The sequence below is a fragment of the Terribacillus saccharophilus genome (assembly GCF_002272745.1).
GTDB classification, from domain to species: Bacteria; Bacillota; Bacilli; order Bacillales; family Amphibacillaceae; genus Terribacillus; species Terribacillus saccharophilus_B.
In genome coordinates, this window is record NZ_NPBD01000007.1 from 113,198 (window position 1) to 135,493 (window position 22,296).

13 protein-coding genes and 1 pseudogene are annotated in these 22,296 nt (G+C 37.5%); 9 read left to right on the top strand and 5 right to left on the bottom strand.

Going from position 1 to position 22,296, the window contains the following annotated elements:
* Positions 1–158: 158 nt before the first annotated feature.
* The 7 genes from CHH58_RS07875 to CHH58_RS07905 all read left to right on the top strand — a co-directional run bounded on the left by CHH58_RS07875 (position 159) and on the right by CHH58_RS07905 (position 13,483).
* Complete coding sequence (locus CHH58_RS07875) at positions 159–1,640, top strand: ATP-binding protein (RefSeq protein ID WP_095262315.1); 1,482 nt, start codon at positions 159–161, stop codon at positions 1,638–1,640.
* Positions 1,624–4,269 (top strand): Z1 domain-containing protein, encoded by a 2,646-nt coding sequence (locus tag CHH58_RS07880; RefSeq protein ID WP_095262316.1) that lies wholly within the window; start codon positions 1,624–1,626, stop codon positions 4,267–4,269. The genes CHH58_RS07875 and CHH58_RS07880 overlap by 17 nt, the downstream gene beginning before the upstream one ends.
* A gap of 26 nt (positions 4,270–4,295) precedes the next feature.
* The gene (locus tag CHH58_RS07885; RefSeq protein WP_095262317.1) at positions 4,296–5,318 is read left to right on the top strand and encodes a PD-(D/E)XK motif protein; all 1,023 of its coding nucleotides are present in this window, start codon (positions 4,296–4,298) and stop codon (positions 5,316–5,318) included.
* 3 nt (positions 5,319–5,321) lie between these two features.
* The gene (locus tag CHH58_RS07890) at positions 5,322–7,133 is read left to right on the top strand and encodes an AIPR family protein (RefSeq protein WP_095262318.1); all 1,812 of its coding nucleotides are present in this window, start codon (positions 5,322–5,324) and stop codon (positions 7,131–7,133) included.
* A 472-nt stretch (positions 7,134–7,605) separates the two neighbouring features.
* The gene (locus CHH58_RS07895; protein WP_095262319.1) at positions 7,606–9,369 is read left to right on the top strand and encodes a DNA cytosine methyltransferase; all 1,764 of its coding nucleotides are present in this window, start codon (positions 7,606–7,608) and stop codon (positions 9,367–9,369) included.
* Positions 9,370–9,767: 398 nt separating this feature from the next.
* Positions 9,768–10,778, top strand: a complete 1,011-nt coding sequence (locus CHH58_RS07900; RefSeq protein WP_170937558.1) for a DUF3883 domain-containing protein — start codon at positions 9,768–9,770, stop codon at positions 10,776–10,778.
* A 128-nt stretch (positions 10,779–10,906) separates the two neighbouring features.
* On the top strand, positions 10,907–13,483 hold the full coding sequence (locus CHH58_RS07905) for a Z1 domain-containing protein (protein ID WP_095262321.1): 2,577 nt from the start codon (positions 10,907–10,909) through the stop codon (positions 13,481–13,483).
* Positions 13,484–13,983: 500 nt separating this feature from the next.
* Here CHH58_RS07905 and CHH58_RS07910 read toward each other — a convergent pair whose 3' ends face one another.
* The gene (locus CHH58_RS07910; RefSeq protein WP_249275068.1) at positions 13,984–14,574 is read right to left on the bottom strand and encodes a TetR/AcrR family transcriptional regulator; all 591 of its coding nucleotides are present in this window, start codon (positions 14,572–14,574) and stop codon (positions 13,984–13,986) included.
* Positions 14,575–14,792: 218 nt separating this feature from the next.
* Here CHH58_RS07910 and CHH58_RS07915 point away from each other — a divergent pair, with 218 nt between their 5' ends.
* Positions 14,793–15,899, top strand: coding sequence for an NAD(P)-dependent alcohol dehydrogenase (locus CHH58_RS07915; RefSeq protein WP_095262323.1), 1,107 nt, complete (start codon positions 14,793–14,795; stop codon positions 15,897–15,899).
* Between the two features lie 241 nt (positions 15,900–16,140).
* On the opposite strand, the gene CHH58_RS07920 is transcribed toward CHH58_RS07915, so the two are convergent.
* From CHH58_RS07920 to CHH58_RS07935, 3 genes and pseudogenes are all read right to left on the bottom strand, one after another.
* On the bottom strand, positions 16,141–16,590 hold the full coding sequence (locus CHH58_RS07920; protein ID WP_095232055.1) for an SMI1/KNR4 family protein: 450 nt from the start codon (positions 16,588–16,590) through the stop codon (positions 16,141–16,143).
* 15 nt (positions 16,591–16,605) lie between these two features.
* Positions 16,606–18,193 (bottom strand): annotated as a pseudogene (locus CHH58_RS18610) (T7SS effector LXG polymorphic toxin).
* A 311-nt stretch (positions 18,194–18,504) separates the two neighbouring features.
* Complete coding sequence (locus CHH58_RS07935) at positions 18,505–19,467, bottom strand: bile acid:sodium symporter family protein (RefSeq protein WP_095232057.1); 963 nt, start codon at positions 19,465–19,467, stop codon at positions 18,505–18,507.
* Between the two features lie 535 nt (positions 19,468–20,002).
* On the opposite strand from CHH58_RS07935, the gene CHH58_RS07940 reads away from it, so the two are divergent.
* On the top strand, positions 20,003–21,463 hold the full coding sequence (locus CHH58_RS07940) for a sensor histidine kinase (protein WP_249275071.1): 1,461 nt from the start codon (positions 20,003–20,005) through the stop codon (positions 21,461–21,463).
* A gap of 86 nt (positions 21,464–21,549) precedes the next feature.
* Here the strand turns inward: CHH58_RS07940 and CHH58_RS07945 are convergent, their stop codons facing one another.
* Positions 21,550–22,260: a class I SAM-dependent methyltransferase gene (locus CHH58_RS07945; RefSeq protein ID WP_095262324.1), complete on the bottom strand. Its 711-nt coding sequence runs from the start codon at positions 22,258–22,260 to the stop codon at positions 21,550–21,552.
* Between the last annotated feature and the right edge of the window lie 36 nt (positions 22,261–22,296).

Sequence of the window (22,296 nt, forward strand, 5' to 3'; positions counted from 1 at the left end):
GGGTAAAAAGTTATTATTTCAGGAACCGAATCATCCAGAAACAATTCGCTACCTGCAAATAAAGTATATGGTGAAGGGTTAAATCCAATATCAACACTTTATTCTGTTAATTTTTGCTATAATTATGATGAATATTGTTACGAAACGGAGTTTTATAGATGAATATAGTTCTGACAAGACCATCAGCAGCGCCTGTGATACAGGCACTTCGTTCTATTGGATATAATGCAAGCACAGCTATTGCCGATCTAGTAGATAACAGTCTGGATGCTAAGGCATCATCTATTAAAATAAATTTTACTTATATTGAAACAGATGGAATGATTACCATATATGATAATGGTTTCGGTATGACTGAAGAGATGCTTCAAATTGCCATGAGTATTGGTTCCAAGGACCCGAGAGAGTATAGAGGAGCAAATGAACTCGGCCGTTTTGGCATGGGGTTAAAAACGGCTTCTTTTTCACTTGGGAAGCGATTGAGTGTTTTGACAAAAAAAGATGGACTTTATAATGAGAGATGCTGGGACCTTGATCATGTATCAGAATGCAATGAATGGCAGCTTTTTACCAGTATTCCTGAAGAAGTCAAATTGCAAATGGGGGATATAAGGGAAGAAAGCGGCACAGTTGTCTGTATTGATAAGCTTGACCGCTTCATGGGGGTTGGACGAAAGCGTAAATTAAAAGAAACGAGCTTCTATAATAAAGTTTCCCGTATTAATAGACACCTGGAATTTGTCTTTCACTCTATACTGGAGAAAAAAGAAGTAAGCATGTTTATCAACGGTAAAGAGACAGAACCGTGGGATCCATTTATGAAATGCCATCCGAATACACTGGAAGGCGAAATGCAGATCCTTAGGATTAATGATAATAGAATCAAAGTACAGTATTTTATCTTGCCTCATGCCTCCCATTTAACAGAGTCTGAATATAAGAAGGTGGGCGGTTACAAAGGCTGGCGCGATCATCAGGGATTATATATATACCGGGAAAACCGTCTTCTATATTTTGGCGATTGGATGGGTCTGTTTCCAAAGGATGCAGCCTCACAGCTGGCCAGAGTGCGCATTGATCTTCCCAATGCAGCCGATTCGGACTGGCAGGTCGATATAAAAAAATCAGGCATTAATCTGCCTGAAGACGCTAAAAGAAGACTAGAAGCTATTTCATCCATTGCACGAAAAGTTTCAAGGGATATTTTCTATTTCAGGACACAGTCTGGTCCTAGGAATCTTTCTGTAAAGGGCAACTTAAACACATGGGAGCAGTCGGGAAGCGAGGATGGCCCACAGTTTATTTTAAACCGGAATCATCCGATTCTTTCTGAACTGCTTAAAAATCTGGATGATGAAAATGCAAAGCTATTAAACTTATATTTGAAATTTGTACAGCTTGGCTCTCCAAGCAATATTATAGATTCTCCAAAGGTTCCAGAAGAAGAAGTGCAGGAGGTACCGGACAGCCAGAAAGAATTGGTGGTCCAATTTGCTTCTTCTATGATGCAGCTGAATGTGGCTGAAAATGAAGAACAGCTGCTGAATATTTTGTTAACACAGCCTGCATTTGATGGACTAAACCGTGCAACATTAAAAGCAATTACATCGGAGGCGAACTTGATTGTCAGCAATGGATAATAAGAGTCTGTTTGAACAGGCATTTACCACAAATTATTATATGTTAAAAAGTCACTCTGCAAATTCAGAAGAAGCTGGAGAAAAAGCATTGGACTTAGCGAGATTACTGGCATCCGGAATTGCCCCAATTGACGATGCAACATTTCAAAAGTGGTCTCTTGAAATGTTCATGAAATATAAAGTTGGTTTAGAGGTTCGAAAGGATTATGTTATGAGGAACTCTAAAGAAAAAAGCTGGTTTGAGCCTAAAATGTCCGCAAGCGGTTTTTTCTGGAACAGGTACCGAAGATATCTCTCCGATTTGAAAAAATGGCCGCTTGAGGCAGTTACTACCATTGATGAAACAACCAATCAGATCATGGCTTCTATCGGAAATCCAAAGTCAATGGAACCATTCGATAAACGCGGCCTTGTATTAGGGTATGTCCAGTCGGGGAAAACAGCTAACTTTACTGGTCTGATTAATAAGGCTTATGACGTCGGGTACAAGCTTATTATTGTTTTATCAGGAATCCATAATGATTTAAGAGCTCAGACACAAATTCGTCTGAATGAAGAGGTAATCGGGAACCGGACAGATAAAGATGGAAATCCAATAGGAGTTGCCCAAATATACGCAAATACGGCTGATCATATTATTTCTTCCTGGACAACAGAAGATAATGATATCAAGTCAAGCCGAAGAGGTACGAGCAACCTAAACTCACCAACAATAATGGTTGTTAAGAAAAATAAAACAGTACTAGAGTCACTTCGAGACCAGTTAATTAATCATCGTGATTTATATAATCTGGATATTCCCGTCTTAATTGTTGATGATGAGGCAGACCAGGCATCAGTTGACACTTCCAATCCAGAGAAAAATGAAGATCCCAAAACGATCAATCGCCTGATCAGACAGATTCTTGAAGTGTTTAAGCGAAAAGCTTTTGTTGGCTATACAGCAACACCTTTTGCTAACCTTCTTATCAGTAAAGAAGGAAGTACAGATGAAGAAGGCGATGACTTGTATCCGAAAGATTTTCTTGTCGGGCTGCCAAAGCCGAGGGAATATTGCGGGCCCGAGGAATACTTTAATGTGGAAGAGGATGCCGAAGATACTCGGCCAAGTCTGATCCGACATTTGCGACAGGAAGACCTTGATGTATTTACAACAATTAAAAAGAAATCCGACGCAGATAAATTCGAAGAAGTTCCTCCGCAAATGCATGAAGCAATGCTTGAATTCCTGCTCGTAATTGCCATCCGCAATCTGAGAGGACAAGGAAAGAAGCATAATTCAATGCTCATTCACACTTCCCGCTTTAAGGATGTCCAGTCAAGTGTAAAAGATGAAGTAGCCCGTGCTTTTGATGCTATATCAAAGCAGTTGCAGTATAATCCGGAAAGCAGTTTGATTGCGGAGCTGCAGGAGCTTTATGAAAATGATATTCTCCCAACAAGCAGAGATTGGCCGAATGAAAGTCATCCGGAATTTAGCTGGAATCAAGTATATGATGAATTGAGGAAATGCTGTGAAAGCATACAGGTTTTCGAAATTAATGGTAACAGCCGGGATGCTTTGGATTACCACCAATATAAAGAAGAAGGGTTAAATGTCATCGCTGTTGGCGGTGACAAATTGTCCAGGGGATTGACGCTTGAAGGCTTAAGTATTACTTATTACTTCCGAAATTCGCTAATGTATGACACTCTCATGCAGATGGGACGCTGGTTTGGCTATAGAAAGGGCTATATGGATCTCTGCCGCATCTATACATCAAATGAAATTGCATCGAATTTTGAACACCTGGCCATTGCGATGATTCAGCTTCGGCAGGAGTTCGACCGTCTGGCTGCAATGAAGAAGACACCTTCTGAATATGCAGTTAAAATGCTTAGTCATCCAACAATGAAGCTGACAAGTCCGCTGAAAATGAGAAATGCAGTGTCTTCAAATGTTATTTATGCCGGCACCCTACAGCAGACAAGGCTATTTGATCCGAGTGAAGATGTAATGAAAGGAAACATGGATGCGGCTGTTAAGCTCGTTAATAAGCTTCCTTTAACAATAACGACATACAGAAAAACCAGCTTTTACTCAGCATCTGGTGTGAACGCAGAACATATCAAGGAATTTCTGTCAGATTATCAAACAGCTGACAGTAATATTGTAAATTCTGTACTAATTGCTGACTATATTGACAGAGTTAACAAAGAAGGAGAATTAACAGATTGGACAGTTTCAATTGTAGAAGGTGAGCCTAAATCTACTTCAGGCTTATCAGAATATCCAGTTACATTAGGTAAAATCAATTTGAAATCTGCTTCAGCTTTAGGAAATAATGTTACTCAGCCTGAAAGCAAGGATCAAACAAGAGACATTAAAGCTATTGTGTCTCCAAACCATGAATACATGGATCTGGACTATGAGGAGATTAAAGGGATAAAAGATCGTATGGAAAAAAGAAGAATGCGAGACAAGGTGAAAGGGTTAATGTTAATTTATCCTCTGCATCCAGAAGTGCAGATCTTTAACAGTCTAGATGTGGAATTCTCCTCAAAATTAGTGCCAATTGGAATTGCCTTTTCCTTCCCTGGGACGGAAATAGAAGATAAAGGGGTCTACCAGACAAATAAAACGGTATAAATAAACTTTATTTAAGGAGAGTACCTGTGTTGAACCTAAAAATAGAGTTTGAGCAGATGATACAAGAACTTAAAAGTCAGAACGAGAGTGAAGTTTATAAATTGAATGTCCTGACTTATGAGAATCCAATTATGTTTGCGGGAATCGATCCCGTCAATCATCATCGTCAGCTGTACATTGATTTGGGTACAGAAGGATGGGACGAAGAACAGGAAAATGCATTGCCGAAGTGGAGGGGAATGTCTGTAAAGGTAGAATATCTTGAAAAACTCTCCCTCTTAAAAGAGCATCATTTCCTTGTTATCAGACAAGAGGATGAACAAAGTCCGGAGATATTTGAAGTTGTACTGCAGAACCTCGCTGAACATCTGGTAGCGGCTGAAGAAGACTCTCTCTTTTCAACCGTCTATAAAGTACTTGATCGATGGAGAACCTTCTTTCAGCGCGGAGGGTTTAAGCAGTTATCTGAAGAACAGCAGCGTGGGTTATTTGGAGAATTATGGTTTATCAATGAATGGTTGGACAAGCACCCTGGCCAGCCGCCTCTTATAATCGAGCAATGGGAGGGGCCGACGAAAGGCCGCATTGATTTTAAAGGAACCAGGTGCGGACTAGAAATCAAAACAGTTATTGAAAAATTATCAAAAACGATTAAAATATCAAATGAGAACCAGCTAAAGATCAATGAAGCCGTATCTTCTATTTATATCTATATATGTTTTCTTGAGCAAAGCCGCACACATGGGCTTTCTCTTCAGGAGCTGGCAGGACAGGTTCGTGCCAAGCTTGCAGAAAGATCTGAAAGAATCGCACTCATTTATAGCGATTTATTGACTGATCTGGGGTTTAGGGAGGAAGAATATGGAAATGTGCTATATTTTATGGAAAAGACAGAGGTTTACGAGGCTGGTAAAGATTTTCCCCGCCTAATAAAGGAACATCTGCCAAAAGGAATTTCACATGTAAGCTATAATATTGATCTGACTCATTGTTCAGAATATGAGAAGGATCCGGAAACCATATATCAAATGTTTAGAGTGGAAGGGTAAAAAATGATAGAGACAAGACAAAGAAAAGAATTTCTGCTCGAATTTATGGAAGATCTGGAAGAAAAAGCGATCAAATCCGGTAGCTATCAGGTCCCTTTCCTGGAAAAAATGATTTCCTTTATGGACAGACCAGATGAACCTGAAATTCTGTTGCCTCCTTATAAGGATACTGGAAAAAACATTGCCGTAAATGCCTATTCTTATGATGAAGAAAATCAAGTATTAGATATTTATCTGGCTGATTATAACTTTGAGCAGAATGAAGAAGATCTGCTTTCCGTCAACATGACTGCTGTTGCTGAAATGGCCAATCGGGCAAAACGTTTTATTACAAATTCAAAGATTCTTCTTAAGACGATTGATCATTCATTGGAAGCCTATGATCTTGCTAAAGTCATTGATGAAGTAAAGAACAGCTTAAATGAGATTAATATTTTTGTTATCACGAACATGTACTATACTTCCAATAAGCCTGTAGAAATAACCATACCTGGTATTGAAACAGTTAATGTTCAAGTATGGGATATCGATCGAGTTCAGCAGCTGATTACTTCTGAGCAGGCTATTGAAACAGACTACATTGATTTTGAACGGGACTATGGTGAAACATTTGAAATGATGTTTGTCCCTGACCCCTCGAGCGGTGTGAAGGATTTTGAATGTTATGTAGGTTATATTTCTGCTGAGCTACTTGCTAAAGCTTATGATGAATGGGGGCAAAAGCTTGTTGAGCGAAATGTCCGTTCATTCCTTCAAGCAAGGGGAGGGACCAACAAAGGAATTCGCGATACACTAAAAGACCCTTTTCAGCGTATAAAGTTTGTTGCCTATAATAATGGTATTTCAACAGTAGCCCGTACTGGTGACTTTGAACCAGTAAAAGATGGTGTAAACCAATTTAAGATTAAAGGATTAAGCGGCTGGCAGATTGTCAACGGCGGTCAAACGACAGCTTCCATTCATAAAGCTTACAAGGATGGGATCAGCCTTAAGGATGTCTATGTTCAGGCAAAACTTACAATCCTACATGTTAATGAATCTGTTGAAAAAGATCAGCACCAGCTCGAAGATGAAATGATTTCACGCATTTCACAGTATGCCAATACACAAAACAAGATTAATAAATCAGATCTATTAGCCAATACACGTTTTATGTCTGATCTGGAGAAATTTTCAAGAAACATCTGGATTCCTGCAATTGATGGAAGAAGATCTGAAAGCAAATGGTACTTTGAACGTGCTAGAGGGCAGTATATGGTTGATATTAACAGGCGCAAACGAGGCAAAGAACAGACCGACTTTAAGAAGCAATATCCGAAAGATAAAGTCCTGACAAAAGTTGATATGGCTAAGTATTTCATGTCATGGGAAGGCTATCCTCATGTTTCCAGTAAGGGCGGAGAGGAAGCGTTTAAAAAATTCATGGATCTGAATAAGAGCTTCTGGAGCGGAAGTACCCTAGATAAGATAACATTTTCTGTCTATCAAAAACTAATTGCTCGAGCTATAATCAATCTTCGGGTAAAAGAAATTGTTGATGAAATGAAGCTAAGAGGTTACAAAGCAAACGTTCTTTATTATACTACTGCAATGATTCATCAGGTATACAGTGAACAGATTGATTTAGTTGGAGTATGGGAAGAACAGTCTCTTTCAGAAAAATGGGATGGTATCATTCGAATAATTGCAGATAAGACATTGTCCTATCTTAAAGAATCTGCCGGAGAGCGAAACGTTACACAATGGGCGAAGCAAGAAGCATGCTGGATTCAGTACAAAGAAACCTGTTCGCAGGAATTGAAAAACTTAATTTAATCATATCACCCTAATCCTTTAATAGAGATTCAGGGTGTTTTTCATTTAAGAGCCTATGGTGTCTTATAAGCTCGGCAATAGAATTGACTGCAGTGGTCAAAGTCCTGCTTGATTCCATGCTCCCAAATGCGCATTCATTACATTCCAGCCTTTTTTAAAATTGATTCACTTCCTGATCCCTGCACACATTTCCAGAGCCTTAGTGACAGCATTCTCCGGCATGGACTGGAACTTTATTGCTTTCATGTTATTGGAGCGCTGTGATTTTGTTTTATTCTTTAAGGCATATAATCACGTCGGTTTAGTGTATATTCTGAAATCTTACACATGACGACCCACATTACACCATTTGGCATTAATCTCAAAAAATAAATATGTTATAATTGAAAAGCTGACTAAAAATATATTTACGAACGTTTGTTCTTATATTAAAATATAGAAAGACTACTTCTTATTGAAGTGAGGTTTTATAATGAAAAAATTTAAAGTAATGGATCTTTTTGCAGGGGCAGGCGGTCTCAGCAACGGCTTTGAACAGACAGGCAGGTTCGAAGTGAAAGTCGCTGTCGAAATTAATGAGAACGCACGTAAAACCTACGAAATGAACCACCATAAAGACGTAATTTCATTTGAGGATATTACAAAGCTCCGATATACAGACGAAAATGCAGAAAGGATTGGTGAATTCTGTGATATAGATGTGGTGATCGGGGGACCGCCATGTCAAGGCTTTTCTAATGCTAATCGGCAGCAGAATACCTTAATTTCTTCGAATAATAATCTTGTTAAGGAATATTTGCGGGCGATCGAAGAAATTCGTCCTATAGCTTTTGTGATGGAAAACGTGAAAAGCATGGAGTCAGAAAAGCATAAGTTCTTTATGAGTGAAGGGGACGAAGTTGAACTTATTAAGCTGGAAATCGAGCCTGTGGAAGAACATATTAAGATCGGCAGAAGTACATATTATTCTGCTAACTTAAGAAATTTTCTTATGAATGCGTACGAACAGCGAACTGATTTAACACCTTTCATGATTAATAAAGACCTCTTCTCTAAATTAAATACACTTTTAAAGCATGCTAAAAAGCAATCGACCAAGGATTTATTGCACTTTATAGAGAAAGAGACAAACTATAAATTTTTTATGAAGGTGATAAATAAGCATTGGCTTAATCAGCATCGTGAATACTGGAATAGCCTCTATCAATTAGATTGGGCTGACTTGGGAGAAACGCTGAAAAATCTTATGAGCAAAAAAACTGAAGAAATTGCTTCATATGCAGATAAGCTTGAAAACATCATTGAGGCGCAGAAGGTAATACGCAAGATTTCAGAAGTAATTGAGAATAGAGTTTTGTTATTTGATATAGAAGAAAATCAGTATGATATTGAGATTATCATTAAATCATTTAATGTGTTTAATTATATTAAAAGAAAGTTTAGCAGCTTAGGCTATGCATTAAATGAAGATAAGTATATTTTCAATGCCGCTCATTATGGAGTAGCACAGGAAAGAAGCAGATTAGTTTTAATGGGAATAAGAGGCACTTGTTTAAAAACGGAAGATGTCATAACGCCTGAGCCATTATTTCATAACAGGGAAGAGTACAACAAAATCTATGATGCTATAGGTGACTTAGAAAACATATCACCCGGGGTAAATGTGAAAGATGATGAAATGGATAAGACTTCCCATCGACCACTGCTTGATAGTCCTCTAAATGATTACCTTAATAATATAGAAAAGATATATAACCATGTCAGAACTGAATCTCGTGAAGTAGCTCTGAAAAGATTTCAGGCTCTTAAAGAAGGCCAGAACTTTCATAATTTGGATGAATCGTTAAAAACAACCTACACAGATCATAGCAGAACACAAAATACGATTTATAGAAGACTTGCATATAATGAGCCTTCGGATACTGTACTTAATGCTAGAAAATCGATGTGGGTTCATCCAGTTATAGACAGAGCTATCAGTATTAGAGAAGCTGCTAGGCTACAATCGTTCCAGGATTCATATAAATTCTGCGGACCAAAGGACTCACAGTATCAGCAAATTGGTAATGCGGTGCCTCCATTACTTGCTAGGGCTGTTGCAGAGGGAATTTTGCTGTCTTTAGGTGAAGAGGTAAAGGAAAATATTAGAGAAATACTTTTGCCTAAACTTGTTGTTGAAAATTCGTTAAAAGAACGTGTACGTTCTGAAGTGAAAAGCTTGCGGGTAAAGGTCTAATTTAGACTTTTGCCTGTAAACTGTTTAAATATTCTCATACATAAATATTAAGTTTGCAAAAAAAACATAAGTTTGAAATAAAAAATAACCATCTCGAAATAAGGTGGTTATTTTTTATTTCATCCCCTATCTCTTATTATACTATCAAGAGCATTTTAGCGTTTGAATCTAACTGAAGATGATTGGGTTAAAGATTAAAAAGATAGTACAAATTAGTGGAAATTTAAGGATGCTTAAATTTTATTATAGATAATTAAACGTTTACTTAAACAAGTCTATTTATTCTTTTTATTTCTAATATAGTGGAATTGATGGGAATAATAACACTAGTATTTTATACTAATGATCGCGTTATGCTATACATATACAGAATAGGGGTGACAAGGAAAATAAATAATATGATATCATCATTTCTAATAGTGATGATTGTCCGTAGCGCATGTAAAAGAACGACAGTTCTGACGATACTGATGCAGCTGCTAAACCAGCAGACTCCTGAAGAAGTCATTCCACAATCATCAACATTAGAAGAGCCTGTAGCTGAAACCGCTTCAAAAAGGAAGACGCAGGGAGAAGGCGCCCTGAATACATTAGATATTACTGTAGCAGGAGAGTGTAATATGGAGAAAAATCATAAATTAGCTTTAATAGTAGCCTATTATTTGTCTAGGTTTTATGTTGATGAGAAGGATCGTACACCACTTGAAAACATTGAAATCTATACGGGAATAACAAGAGCATTTGATGAAATCGGAAAAAGGTTGAATGTCAAGCCGAAAACGATAAAGAATATGAGAGATCATTTTGATCCTTTACATGGACATAGAAAGGGGTGGCACCAAGACACTCTTGGTCCGTCTAAATTAGAAGTCTATGAGAAATTTAAAGATCTAAGTGAAGAAGCACTAGTTGCCATTGTAAGAGATATTATAGACGTTAACGGCTATAAAGACGAAATTAAACAGAACATAGATATATATACAGAAACTATTGATACAGATGATGACGATGAGCATAAATCAAAAAAGAAATTTGGTACACGTGGAATAACTGGTAAGAAAGCTGAAGAAATTTTCTTAAATAAATATAACGCTGGGGAAATTAATGGATTAAACTCTTCAATTATTGACTGCCGAGACAATGGCTGCGGGTACGACTTTGAGGTGGACGTTAAACCAAAAATTGTATTTGAAGTAAAGGGATTAGCAGGATCAAAAGGTGGAGTAAGTTTTACTGATAAGGAATGGAGCGTTGCAAAGAAGTTAAGAGATAACTTTAACTTGGTATTAGTAAGTAATGTGAATGATGAGCCTCTAATTCGAATAATAAAAGATCCGTATAAACATTTAACTGCTAAGAAAAGGGTGACTAAGACTATAGCAATAAGCTGGTCTGTTGATGAGGTATAAAAGGATGATTCGGAAAAAGGATTCATTGCTATCTTTTATAGTGAGATTTTACTAATTTTAATGGATGAAAATTCCTATTAATGGTAAAATTTAAGCTTTGACCACAAAGATATCGGGAGGTTTTATAAATGGACCAGCAATTATTTGCAGAAGAGATGGCCATCATTTCTGCTCAGATGTATTTAAACGGTAAAGACATGCTATCCACTCAAGAGACAGAGGATTTAATTGAGAAGGTTATTCAAGAAATATCCAAACATTCAACGTTAAAAGATGCTGATTTAGATATAGATCCTATTAGAAATGTACTTCAGAGCTACTTGAAAGATCACACAGAATACGACGATGAAGAAACTGTAATATTAACAAATGACGAAGATAGTGAAAACTGGCTTGAAGTACACCAACGTGATAACAAATGGGAACGATGGAGAAGATTCAGAAACCATCTAATTAGAACAAAAAAGCGTTCTGCCTTTCAAACAAACCAGCTTAATAAACTAACTCGCAGGATTCTTTCTAATATAGGTAACCCAGCATTGGAGAGCTTTGATAAAAGGGGCCTTGTAGTTGGCTATGTACAGTCTGGTAAAACAGAAAATTACATTGCTCTAGCTAATAAAGCCATCGATTCCGGATATAAGTTAGTAATAATCTTATCAGGAATTCACAATGATCTTAGAACTCAAACCCAAAAACGTGTAGATGAAGAGATACTTGGAATTGACACTGAAGATTTTAAAACAATTGTAGGTGTAGGGAAAATAAAAAGCTTAGCTATTAATTCCTTAACTCAACGTACTAATGAGGGTGATATAAATAGCGCTATAGCTGACTCTTCTATTCATCAGCTCATTACTAAAGAAACTCCTGCAATTATCGTTACAAAGAAAGTGGCTTCTGTGTTAGAGTCTCTAAAAGAAATCTTAAGCAAAGTTGATAAAGATCTACCAATCCTTATTATAGATGATGAGGCTGATCAAGCATCAATTGATGTAAAGTCTTCGAGTACAGATAGAAGTGACAGTACTTATGTACCTTCTACTATAAATAAGTTAATTAGAGAAAACTTCCTAATGTTTAATAAACGATCTTATGTTGGTTATACGGCGACACCATTTGCAAATGTATTAATTGATCATCGCATAGACCATCCTACTTACGGACGGGATCTGTTCCCTAAAGACTTTATTATAGACTTACCTAAACAAGAAGAATACTTAGGTCCAGATGAGCTATTTGGTTTCGAAGATGGAGAGGGCCTACCATCCTTAATTCAACCTATAGAAGACGATAAGTCAGAGAAACAGGTATATGATGCTACAGAAATGCCTGATGACCTGTCTAAAGCAATTAAATCGTTTATTATGTCTGCAGCAGTAAGACACTTGAGAGGGCAAGTGAAAGAACATAACTCCATGTTAATTCATATTAATAGATCTGTTGACGCTCATGATAAGATCGCTGATGTAGTTAAAAAAGAATTTGGTTCAATAAAGAACATGTTAGATAATGATGAGGATGAAATCATTGAAGATTTCCATGAGCTTTGGACAGATGATTATATTCCTACATTTAATAAAATGCAGATCTTTGATGAAATTGAACCATGGGATGAAGTGATTTCTGAGATAAAAAATGTGGTTTTCTTAATTAAAATAATGGTGATAAATGGCGAATCTAATGACAGTCTCGATTATCAAAAGAACATGGATGAGGGATTATATGTAATAGCTATTGGGGGAGATAAACTTTCAAGAGGATTGACGCTAGAGGGACTTACTATTAGTTATTATCTGCGCTCTAGCAAAACTTACGATACACTAATGCAAATGGGTCGATGGTTCGGATATAAAAAGGACTTTGAGGATCTCTGCAGAATTTATCTCTCTCCTAATTTAATCAAAGATTTTAAAGCAATTGCAGCTGCAAACTATGAATTTAGGGAATTACTTCAGGCAATGAAAAAAGCAGATAAAAAGCCAATTGAGTTTGGCTTACGAATAAGATCGCACTCTGTTATGGAAGTAACCAGCCTTTTAAAACTAAGAAGTGCTACAAGCAGCGTAGAGTTACAATCATATGCCGGTCGTAAACCACAAACTTTCAAATTTAATCCTAATGACGAGATAATAGATAAAAATTATTCCAGTACAGTAGAGTTTTTAGATAGTCTTTCTATTCCGGACCACAATCTAGGAAATAAAGGTAAGGTTCGGCTGTGGGAAGAAGTAGGGGCAGAAAAGGTCATCAATTACTTGAAAGAAATTGATGTTCCGGAAGATATTATATCCGGTTCTCCTGAAAGATGGCTAAAATATATTAATCACGAAATCTCGGTTGGGAAATTGAAGACATTTAGAGTTTTCCTTATGTCAAACCAATTAAAGGGTATTGATGGTGAAGTCGGTAAATATGAATGTATTAGGCCAGGGAGAAAGTTATATATCCACGAACCGGACTTAATTGATATCGGAGTATTGAGAAGTGGGTATGACTTAAAAGATATCAGTGACTATCTTGACGAAGACATTGATCTTATTCAAGAACCTATATTATTAATATACCCATTTGTGGTTACTGAGGACAAACAGCCTAAAAAGGAAATTAACCAAAATCTAATAGGTTTATCCATTGTATTCCCTGAAAGTGATACAAGGAATATAGAGTACACTATAAATACAGTCGAAACATCGGCTAAATAACTAACTTAAAAACAGGCGCATTGATCAGCGCCTGTTTTTTTCCATCTGATCTAAATTACAAAGAGAGACTTAAACTCAACCTTTAAAGGTAAAGCTTCTTAATAGCAATCTCTTCATAAATTTCTACTGTTTGTGTGATGTCTGTACAATGTGGTTTAGAATCAGTTGTACTCTACTTACATAATCAATAATGCTGAAATAAGCAATATGGTAGATAAAGAGAATCTATAGTTTAAGCCATATTCAAATCATAAATGAGCATAATATTAACTGTACAGAAAGAAGTGATTAGGTTATTCCTTATATTAAACTAAATATAATTTTGGAGAACCGAACTGGTAGATGTGAAAATTACCGAGATGTCCTAAAATAATACAAATTATAAATACTGTAAAAGAAATAACTCAGCTATTTTTTTGCTGGGGTGTTTTTATGTAGTAGTAATTTGTTTTAATTTATCTCCTTCGTATTGGATGGAAGGGGTTGAAATTACAACAATGCTACTTCTCAATTTCTTTCATCAAAGAAGAATGATAATGCAACAAATTAATAATCCTTCTCGCCATCTCAGAAGGCGTCGCATCATACCCAGCTTTGATCCACTCCAATATCCAGCCGTATATACCATAAGCTCTATAATGAGTGAAATAGTCTGCATTAATCTCAGATGCCTGATCTCCTATAAAAGAAAATCGATTCTGGAAGATATCCTTCAGTAACTCTAACAAAGCTTCACGGATTCCTGGTATCGGATCTTGAATAACCAGCAAGTCATAGTAATGGCTGTTATCCTTCATATACTGAAAAACATCTGTTTCATTTGGGTTCATCTTCGTTAAGTCGAGGATGGGATTATCCCGAACTGGCTTGCAGAATTCATAACAGAAACGCTCCATTTCCAGTTCGATCATTTCTTTGGCTAATTGTTCTTTGCCGTCGTAATGTACGTAAAAGGTAGTGCGGTTGTAATTGGCTTCGTCTACGATATCTTTTACTTTGACTTTGGAATAGCCTCTCTCTAAAACAAGCTTCTGAAATGTTGCTATTAAGGTAGATTTCGTGCGCTCAATTCTTCGGTCTGTTTTTGACATGATTTTCCCTCGCTAGATACTTTCTCTATGATAGATGAATTTTAGACAGTTTAAGTTTTTTGTTGAAAAACTATACAGTACTATCCTCATAGTTGAAAACCCATACATTTTCAATTTTTCAGTGATTGAAAGGCGGCTTTCTGATTCTTTATACTTAGGTTAATTATATTATAAATCTCTTTAATATAATTGAAAAATGTATAACTGGGGGAATTGGGATGGAAATTCAAGCAATGTTAACTACTGAAGAAAGCGATTTCAACAAGCAGACACTGCAGTTGGATGAGCCAAAAGCTGATGAGGTGTTGGTACGAATTGTTGCTTCGGGTGTTTGTCATACAGATGCAACAGTTCTTGATGGCTCGCTGCCAGTACCATATCCGGCTGTACTGGGACATGAAGGTTCAGGGATTGTAGAAAAAGTAGGCAGCAATGTTACTACTGTTGAACCAGGGGATCATGTCGTACTAGGATTCAGTTATTGCGGTCATTGTGATAACTGCCTGGAAGGTAATGCAGGTGGCTGTGAAAACATGATGGAGCTTAACTTTGCGGGTAAAAACAAATATGGTGTATCACCAATTCATAAAGAGGAACAAGAAGTGTCACAGTTCTTCGGCCAATCTTCTTTCGCTACGTACAGCACGGTAGATGAGAAGAACGTGGTGAAAATCGATAAAGAGGCTGACCTTCGTCTATTGGGCCCACTTGGCTGCGGTCTTATGACAGGCAGTGGTACTGTCTTGAACTCCCTTGCTCCAGAAGCTGGTACAAGCTTTGTTGTATTCGGTACAGGAGCTGTAGGTCTATCTGGTATGATGGCTGCGAAAATCGCTGGCTGCTACCCAATCATCGCTGTAGATATCCATGACAGCCGTTTGGAATTAGCGAAAGAGCTCGGCGCAACACATACAATCAACAGCAAAAACGAAGATCCTGCAGAGAAGATCAAAGAAATCACTGGCAAAGGTGCACATTATTCCTTGGAAACAACAGGTGTTCCAGAAGTAACACTAGCCGCAATCCGCTGTCTACGTGTGAAAGGCGAATGTGCTACAGTTGCCGTTGGTAAACGTGACCTGACTATCAACGTTACCAATGAAATCATGACAAAAGCTGTAACACTGAAAGGTGTTGTAGAAGGCGATGCTGTACCGCAATTGATCATTCCAAAACTAGTGAAGTTCTACCAAAACGGTCAATTCCCATTCGATAAATTGGTGAAATTCTATGAAATGGATGATATTCAGCAAGCATTCGAGGATTCAGCAAATGGGTCTACTATTAAGCCAATTTTAATTATTGATAAAGAATACCAAGCTTAATAGCTTGGTATTTCTGTATGGAGCTACGAATATAGAAGAGCTGATGAAAATCTATATTAGCGAGCTTGGGTAAAAGGCAAGGGAGTTCCCTTTCAGATTTAAGAAGATGCTCAGAGGTTAATGCCGCTGAGCATCTTTAATTAGTGAATAGCGGTAATTGCAACTGCTAAGGTGAGCTGTTATTAATAAATGAAAAATGAAATAAAAAGGAGACCTTTTAAAGGTCTCCTTAATTTCCTTCTTAAAAATCTTCTTCCCACGCTTCTTTTGCATCCGATAACCTCTGGGATAAAAACTCATAAAAATTTTCTGCCGTATTATAGTCGTCAAGCCCTCCTTGCTTATTCCATGCAATGACTGGGCACTCACCATTTTTCATATTGCTAGTATCTAAACAATAGCCATATTCATCTATATCTTCAATAACTATTAATTTTCCATTCATTCCTAGATCCCTATAATTCTCTGTTTCAATAACAACTGTAGCAATATTAGACTTAGCCACTCCTAAAATATCTACACCATATAAACCACCAGACCCATAATTATTTAAAAACCACTTATAACTTTCTGGTAACTTTAACTCTAGAGTATCTTGAATATAATCAATCTGTCTTTCATCTACTCCTCCAGTAAAATCATCTGGTTCCATATTTTTTTTAATAAAATCGGTTAATTCCACTTTATTCATTTAAAATTTCTCCTTTTAAAATTCACCTTTATCTATTTGTTTAGCTCTCCATCTCCAATATTTCGATCTGAAGTTTTCATATTGTTTTTTTAAAACAGGGTCATTTCTGAAGCTTCCTCCATTCTCTACTAAACCATGCAAAATTTTATCGTTCTTTATGCATACTACTAGGGAGCTCCACCATTGATCCAGGTTCTCTTTGGATTAAATGATGAAGTTCTATTTTTGTCCCATCTCTCCAGATTGGAGGTTTTCCACTTTTCATTAATTGATAATTTGACTTACCAGTTTTAGGATCAACTCTCCCGAAGTCAATATCTATTCTTTGATAAACTAGTCTGCTAGTATCCCTTACTTCCCCATTAATTTTAGTGGTTCCACTATACTCCACGGACTTATAGTTTTTATACTCTTTAGCCGCATCCTTAACCTCATCAACCTTCCCAGCCTTGGCATCAGGAAGTCCCTTACCTGCAGCCGTACTATCGGACAGGTCATCTATCCAACTTTTCCAAGAAGTTGCGCCAAATTCATAAACGTCTTTGTCGGCTTTAAGAGGTTTCCCAGTGGTGAATAGAAGTGCCATGGAATACTCACCTAAAGATGCATTAGGATCTGCAAGCGTTATTAAATCTCCAAGCACATAATTAAAGCCGCCAATCGTACCATCTTTCACTAATTTCTTGGCATCTTCCTGTTTAAGCTCCTTCAAATTCTCCCGATCCTTAGGAATGCGGGAAACAAATTCAAAGGATGTTTGGGAGACAGGGGAGTCAGAGTTTGGATTTATATATGCACGAATGATGCGGCCATCTGCTAGGATGAAATATTCTCCATCCCATTCAAATTGGTCATCTTGAACGGTCTTACTATCTTTGATTTGATCTTGCAGAGCCTTGTACTCTTGTTCCGTTATGGGGATCGGCTTGTCGCTTGTTAATGCTTGTCTGCCGTCAGCTTGTAGTTTGAAGTCTTTGTAGAAATTCTGCTTTGTCAGCTGTTCAGAGCTGTAGCTATCGACAGTAATATTATTCTTATCAATTGCATCCTTCAGCTTAGCCAAGTAAGTCTTCATCTGCTCAATATCCTGTACAGGTTTATCAAGCTTCTTAGTCGCTTTGGCGTCCATGTCATACATATTAGACAGTGTTTCCGATAATTTCTCTTTTCCCTTGTTGATGGAATTGATGAATGGTTCACTATCTACGGATGGTACATTCACAATGTCTTTCACATAAAGAAGCTGCTGGTTAATGTCGATTGACGTCGAGGTTAAGCTGGTTGAAGCTTTCATCAGTCTGCTCTTTAGTTCATCCTCTAAAAATTCTTCCCGAATAAATCCATGCTCGTCCGATTCGAAGGAAAGAACTTCTTCATTTACAGACGATAGTGTCTCTTCATATTGTATCAAAAAGCTATTCATGAACTCGAGGAATGGCTTGTGCGTTTCTTCAAAAAAAGAACGAATGGAGTCGGCGGTGCTGCCTTCAAAGCCATCGTGAAGTGTCGTAACACCGTTGAGGGCTTGTTTGACATGTTCGATACTTTGTTTGGCTGATAAATTTCTTTGTACTGTCAACTTGTTGTTGGATGTCCTGTACATCTAGATTTTTAATTGTCTTCACCACCTGATATAGCCGTTAGCTGTTCATTACTTGTAATTATAATAAAGGAAAAAATTGGTGAAAGGGGAAATGGAGAAAACACTTCCTTTTTACCAGCACTAAATAGTCGTTTTTTAGAAAAACGCGACAGAAGTTTTAGTAACTGTATTGGATAAGGTTGGTGGATAGTTTTATATAAGTTTGAAAGCAAAAAGGGAGGATGATTCTGAGGAAACTGCTTATTTTATTATCACGATCTCTATGGAAACATAATAAAAGCCATCCTCAAGTAATGAGGATGGCTTGTTCTTTAAGATATCTGTTGCTTAGCATCTGCTTCCTTCTCACTACTACCCATCTTCGCAAAAATATTAGCCAAAATAGAACCTGAAATATTATGCCAAACACTAAAGATTGCGCTTGGTACAGCTGCCAACGGCGAGAAGTGCGCTGTTGCAAGCTGTGCGCCTAATCCTGAGTTTTGCATGCCGACTTCTATGGAGGTTGTTTTGACTTTTGGCAGGTCCATTCGCAAGAGCTTGGCGAAGATGAACCCAAGCAGGTATCCAAGCACATTATGCAGGATGACTACGCCGAAAATGGCCAGCCCGGTCTGTGCAATCTGCTGCTGACTATTGGATACGACAGCTGCTACGATGCCGATTATGGCAACGGCTGACACAAGCGGCAGTACTTTTACGCTCGCTGTAGCTTGTCTGTTGAAGAAGCGCTTTACTAATAGACCTAAGACAATCGGGATGATGACGACATTCACGATGGAAATAAATAAGGAGACAGGACTGACTTCAATCCATTCACTCGCGAATAAAAGAATGAGTGCAGGTGTTACAATCGGCGCGAGAATGGTCGTGACTGCTGTTGCTGTGACAGATAATGGGACATCGCCTTTGGCCAGGAAGGTCATGACGTTAGAGGATGTTCCGCCAGGGCAGCAACCTACTAGAATGACTCCGACAGCCACTTCAGGGGATAATTGCAGTCCTTTTGCCAAAGCAAAGGCAAGCAGGGGCATGATCAAAAACTGTCCTGCTACTACGGCGAACACTTCAAAAGGCCGCTTTATAACGCCTTTAAAGTCATTTGCAGATAGTGTTAAACCCATTCCAAACATAATGATTCCGAGTAGCGGGGTAATAAAAGGAACGATCCATGTAAATCCTGCTGGCAGCATAAAAGCTACTACGGCAAATAAAATAACCCAATACGCAAAGGTACTTCCGACAAACTGACTAAATCGCTCTAACGTTTTCATCATCCACCTCTTCTTAACTGTTTGTGAGATTGTATAACAGATTTCGATAAATTTCAATATTGTAATTTTTCAGATATATAAAGAGGGATATGAATTTGTTAGAGAAAAAATGCTCTAACACTTGGATAATCAAGGAATTAATATAAGAGAGTGGAGCGCCTTTTGATTAGAAATGGGGGATTTTTGCTAGCAACCTTAGTTTTATTTAATCCTATCTCTAACAATATATTTATTACCTTACTGCTTATTTGTCACCTAAAATAAACCAAGGTAATTGTTTCCAATATTGTTTTTCTCTATTAACTCTCGAAGCTAAATGGAAGACATCTGGTATAATGTATGGGTATAAGTGTCCATTGGATATGAAGAAATATATGAGAATAGTAGCAACTGGTTAAGGGTTATAGCTCCTAATATATGTATTGGAATCTCTTCATTTCTAGTGTGCGAAGAAGAAAATAATGTAAATAACACATGTAAATACATAAAAATTCAATCCACGATGTGGATTTCAAGTAGTAAGGGGTTAGTCGGTATGATTATTGGTATATTAATATGTGCCATTGGTTTGCTGCCATTGTTTTTAGCATGGAGCATAAGCAAAGTTTACAATGAAACAAAGTTGTCGGTAGGGATGATCATTTCTATGATCTTAATCACAATCTGGCAGTTAGATATAGGAGTTCTTTATTTTAAGGACGTCTTGTCAGAAGAAATGGTTCTTTTCCTGTTCAAGCTGTTTCGTGCGGGGCCAACTTTCACCCTTCCTATGGTATTATATATGGCTTACTGGATTATCAACAATCAACCATCAGTAACGAGAAAAAAGAATTGGCTGACGAGAATGTCTTGTGCTCTTTTCACCAAAAAAGCACTTATTGGTTTCACAATATGGAGCATGGTTGTTTATTTCATAAGTTGGACGAACTTAGGGGTATCTGGGTTGGTCGTTGCTAATGAAGAGTTTACTGGTAATTACTACTTTCCTGAGTATGGGCCGTTTTTATGGATCTATTTCATGCACATGGCTGCTATTATTTTTTTCTTGTTAGTTGTATATGTATTGTCATTGAGAATTCGGAACTCACATTTTAAAAACTTCCTTATGGGATTTTCATTCAATGCATTGCTGCTTATTGTACTAGGAGTTCTAAACTTCATTCCTTTAACTGGCCTTCTAACAAGCAGCATTGGTGTCATTATATTTTCGGTGGGAAGCTTGCAAGTCTTCGTTAAGTTCAATGTAGACTTGAAGATTCACTCTTATGAATTAATGGAAAAACAGAAAAAACTAGATTATACAGGTCAGCTGACTGGCAGCCTGATTCATGAAGTGAAGAACACAAACTCTATTATTAAAAGTTTCTCAAGTATGCTGGACAAAAGTGGCGATTTAACGGAAAGAAATAAGCGAACGTTGGAGATGATAGGCAAATCATCCGAACATCTAGATCAACTGACAGATAATTATAGCGCGTACATGAAGTCTGCTGCTTTAACCCTTAAAACAGAGGATCTTGCGGAAATTATCCGAGAGTCTATTGACTTTTCAGCTGGGATACTCCAAGAAAACAAAGTCGAGTTGGAGTTCGCAAATATATATTCGCCTCTGAATGTTTATCTGAATAGGACAAACTTAAAACAAGTCTTTATCAATCTGATCAAGAATAGCGTAGAGGCAATACCGGAAAATAGGCCTGAAAAGAAGATAACAATCAGCACAGAAATTGATGAAAAAAATATCATCATACACTTTATCGACACTGGCAAGGGTATACCTCAAGAGAACTGGGTGAGTGTATTTGACCCGTTTATCTCATTAGGAAATAAAAAGCGCGGAATGGGATTAGGTCTTCCCTTTGTGAAGAAAATACTGATTGAACACTTAGGAGATATAAACGTAATCGAAAGTTCGCCGAATGGTACGCATTTCAAACTTGAAATACCACGAGAAGGAATGCTGAATGGTTGTAACTATCAAAACCCAATCGAATAATATCGATTCGATAATCCTTAGATTCATGAAGCATTTGATAATATGAAAAAGAAGCTCAACATTTTAGCGTTGAGCTTCTTTTAGTTTCAACTACATCTGTAAATGCGGAAACCCAATTTATCTTTATTTTGCTGCATGATTTCCTCATGTTTTCCCAATATCTCTAACAATGCATCATCGATAGTTTCAGATAGTGAATAATCAGCCGCATGCTGTTCATCAACCTGTTCTAATCTTGGTTCATATTTTGTTACATCTATTCGATGAAATTCAGCATCTCTAAAAGCTTTCACCCATTCCCCCTCTGTTAATAGTTGCGGGAAGCTGTAAAAATCCACAATCTGAGACCGTTCTTCTTCTGGGATAGACTGCTCCAATACAGTTTCGATCGCGAGTAATTTGCCGTTTTGTTTCAGCACTCTTTTGATCTCAGGAATTGTCGAGATAAGATTAGTAAAGGAAATGACGGATTCTGAGAGGACAATATCGAATTTCTTATCCGGGTAGGGGAGATTCTCTGTGTCTCCGACTTTGGCATCAATCGGTAAATCTAAACTTGAGAATCTTTGCTGGGCTTTCTCCACCATGATGCTGTTGTTGTCTAATGCACTAACACTGCAGCCGTATTGCTGAGCAAGATAAGCAGCAGTTTGCCCCGTACCGCAACCTACCTCCAGAAGTGCTGTATCGCCATTGATATTTTCCTTAGCTAAAATTTTCTTCGTTAACTGCAGTCCGCCGGGATGCGCGCCGCCTACTCCAAATAGTGCGAGACAATCAAGATATGTGTACTTCAAACGTAACCCCTGCCTTTGTATGACATCATTGCAATA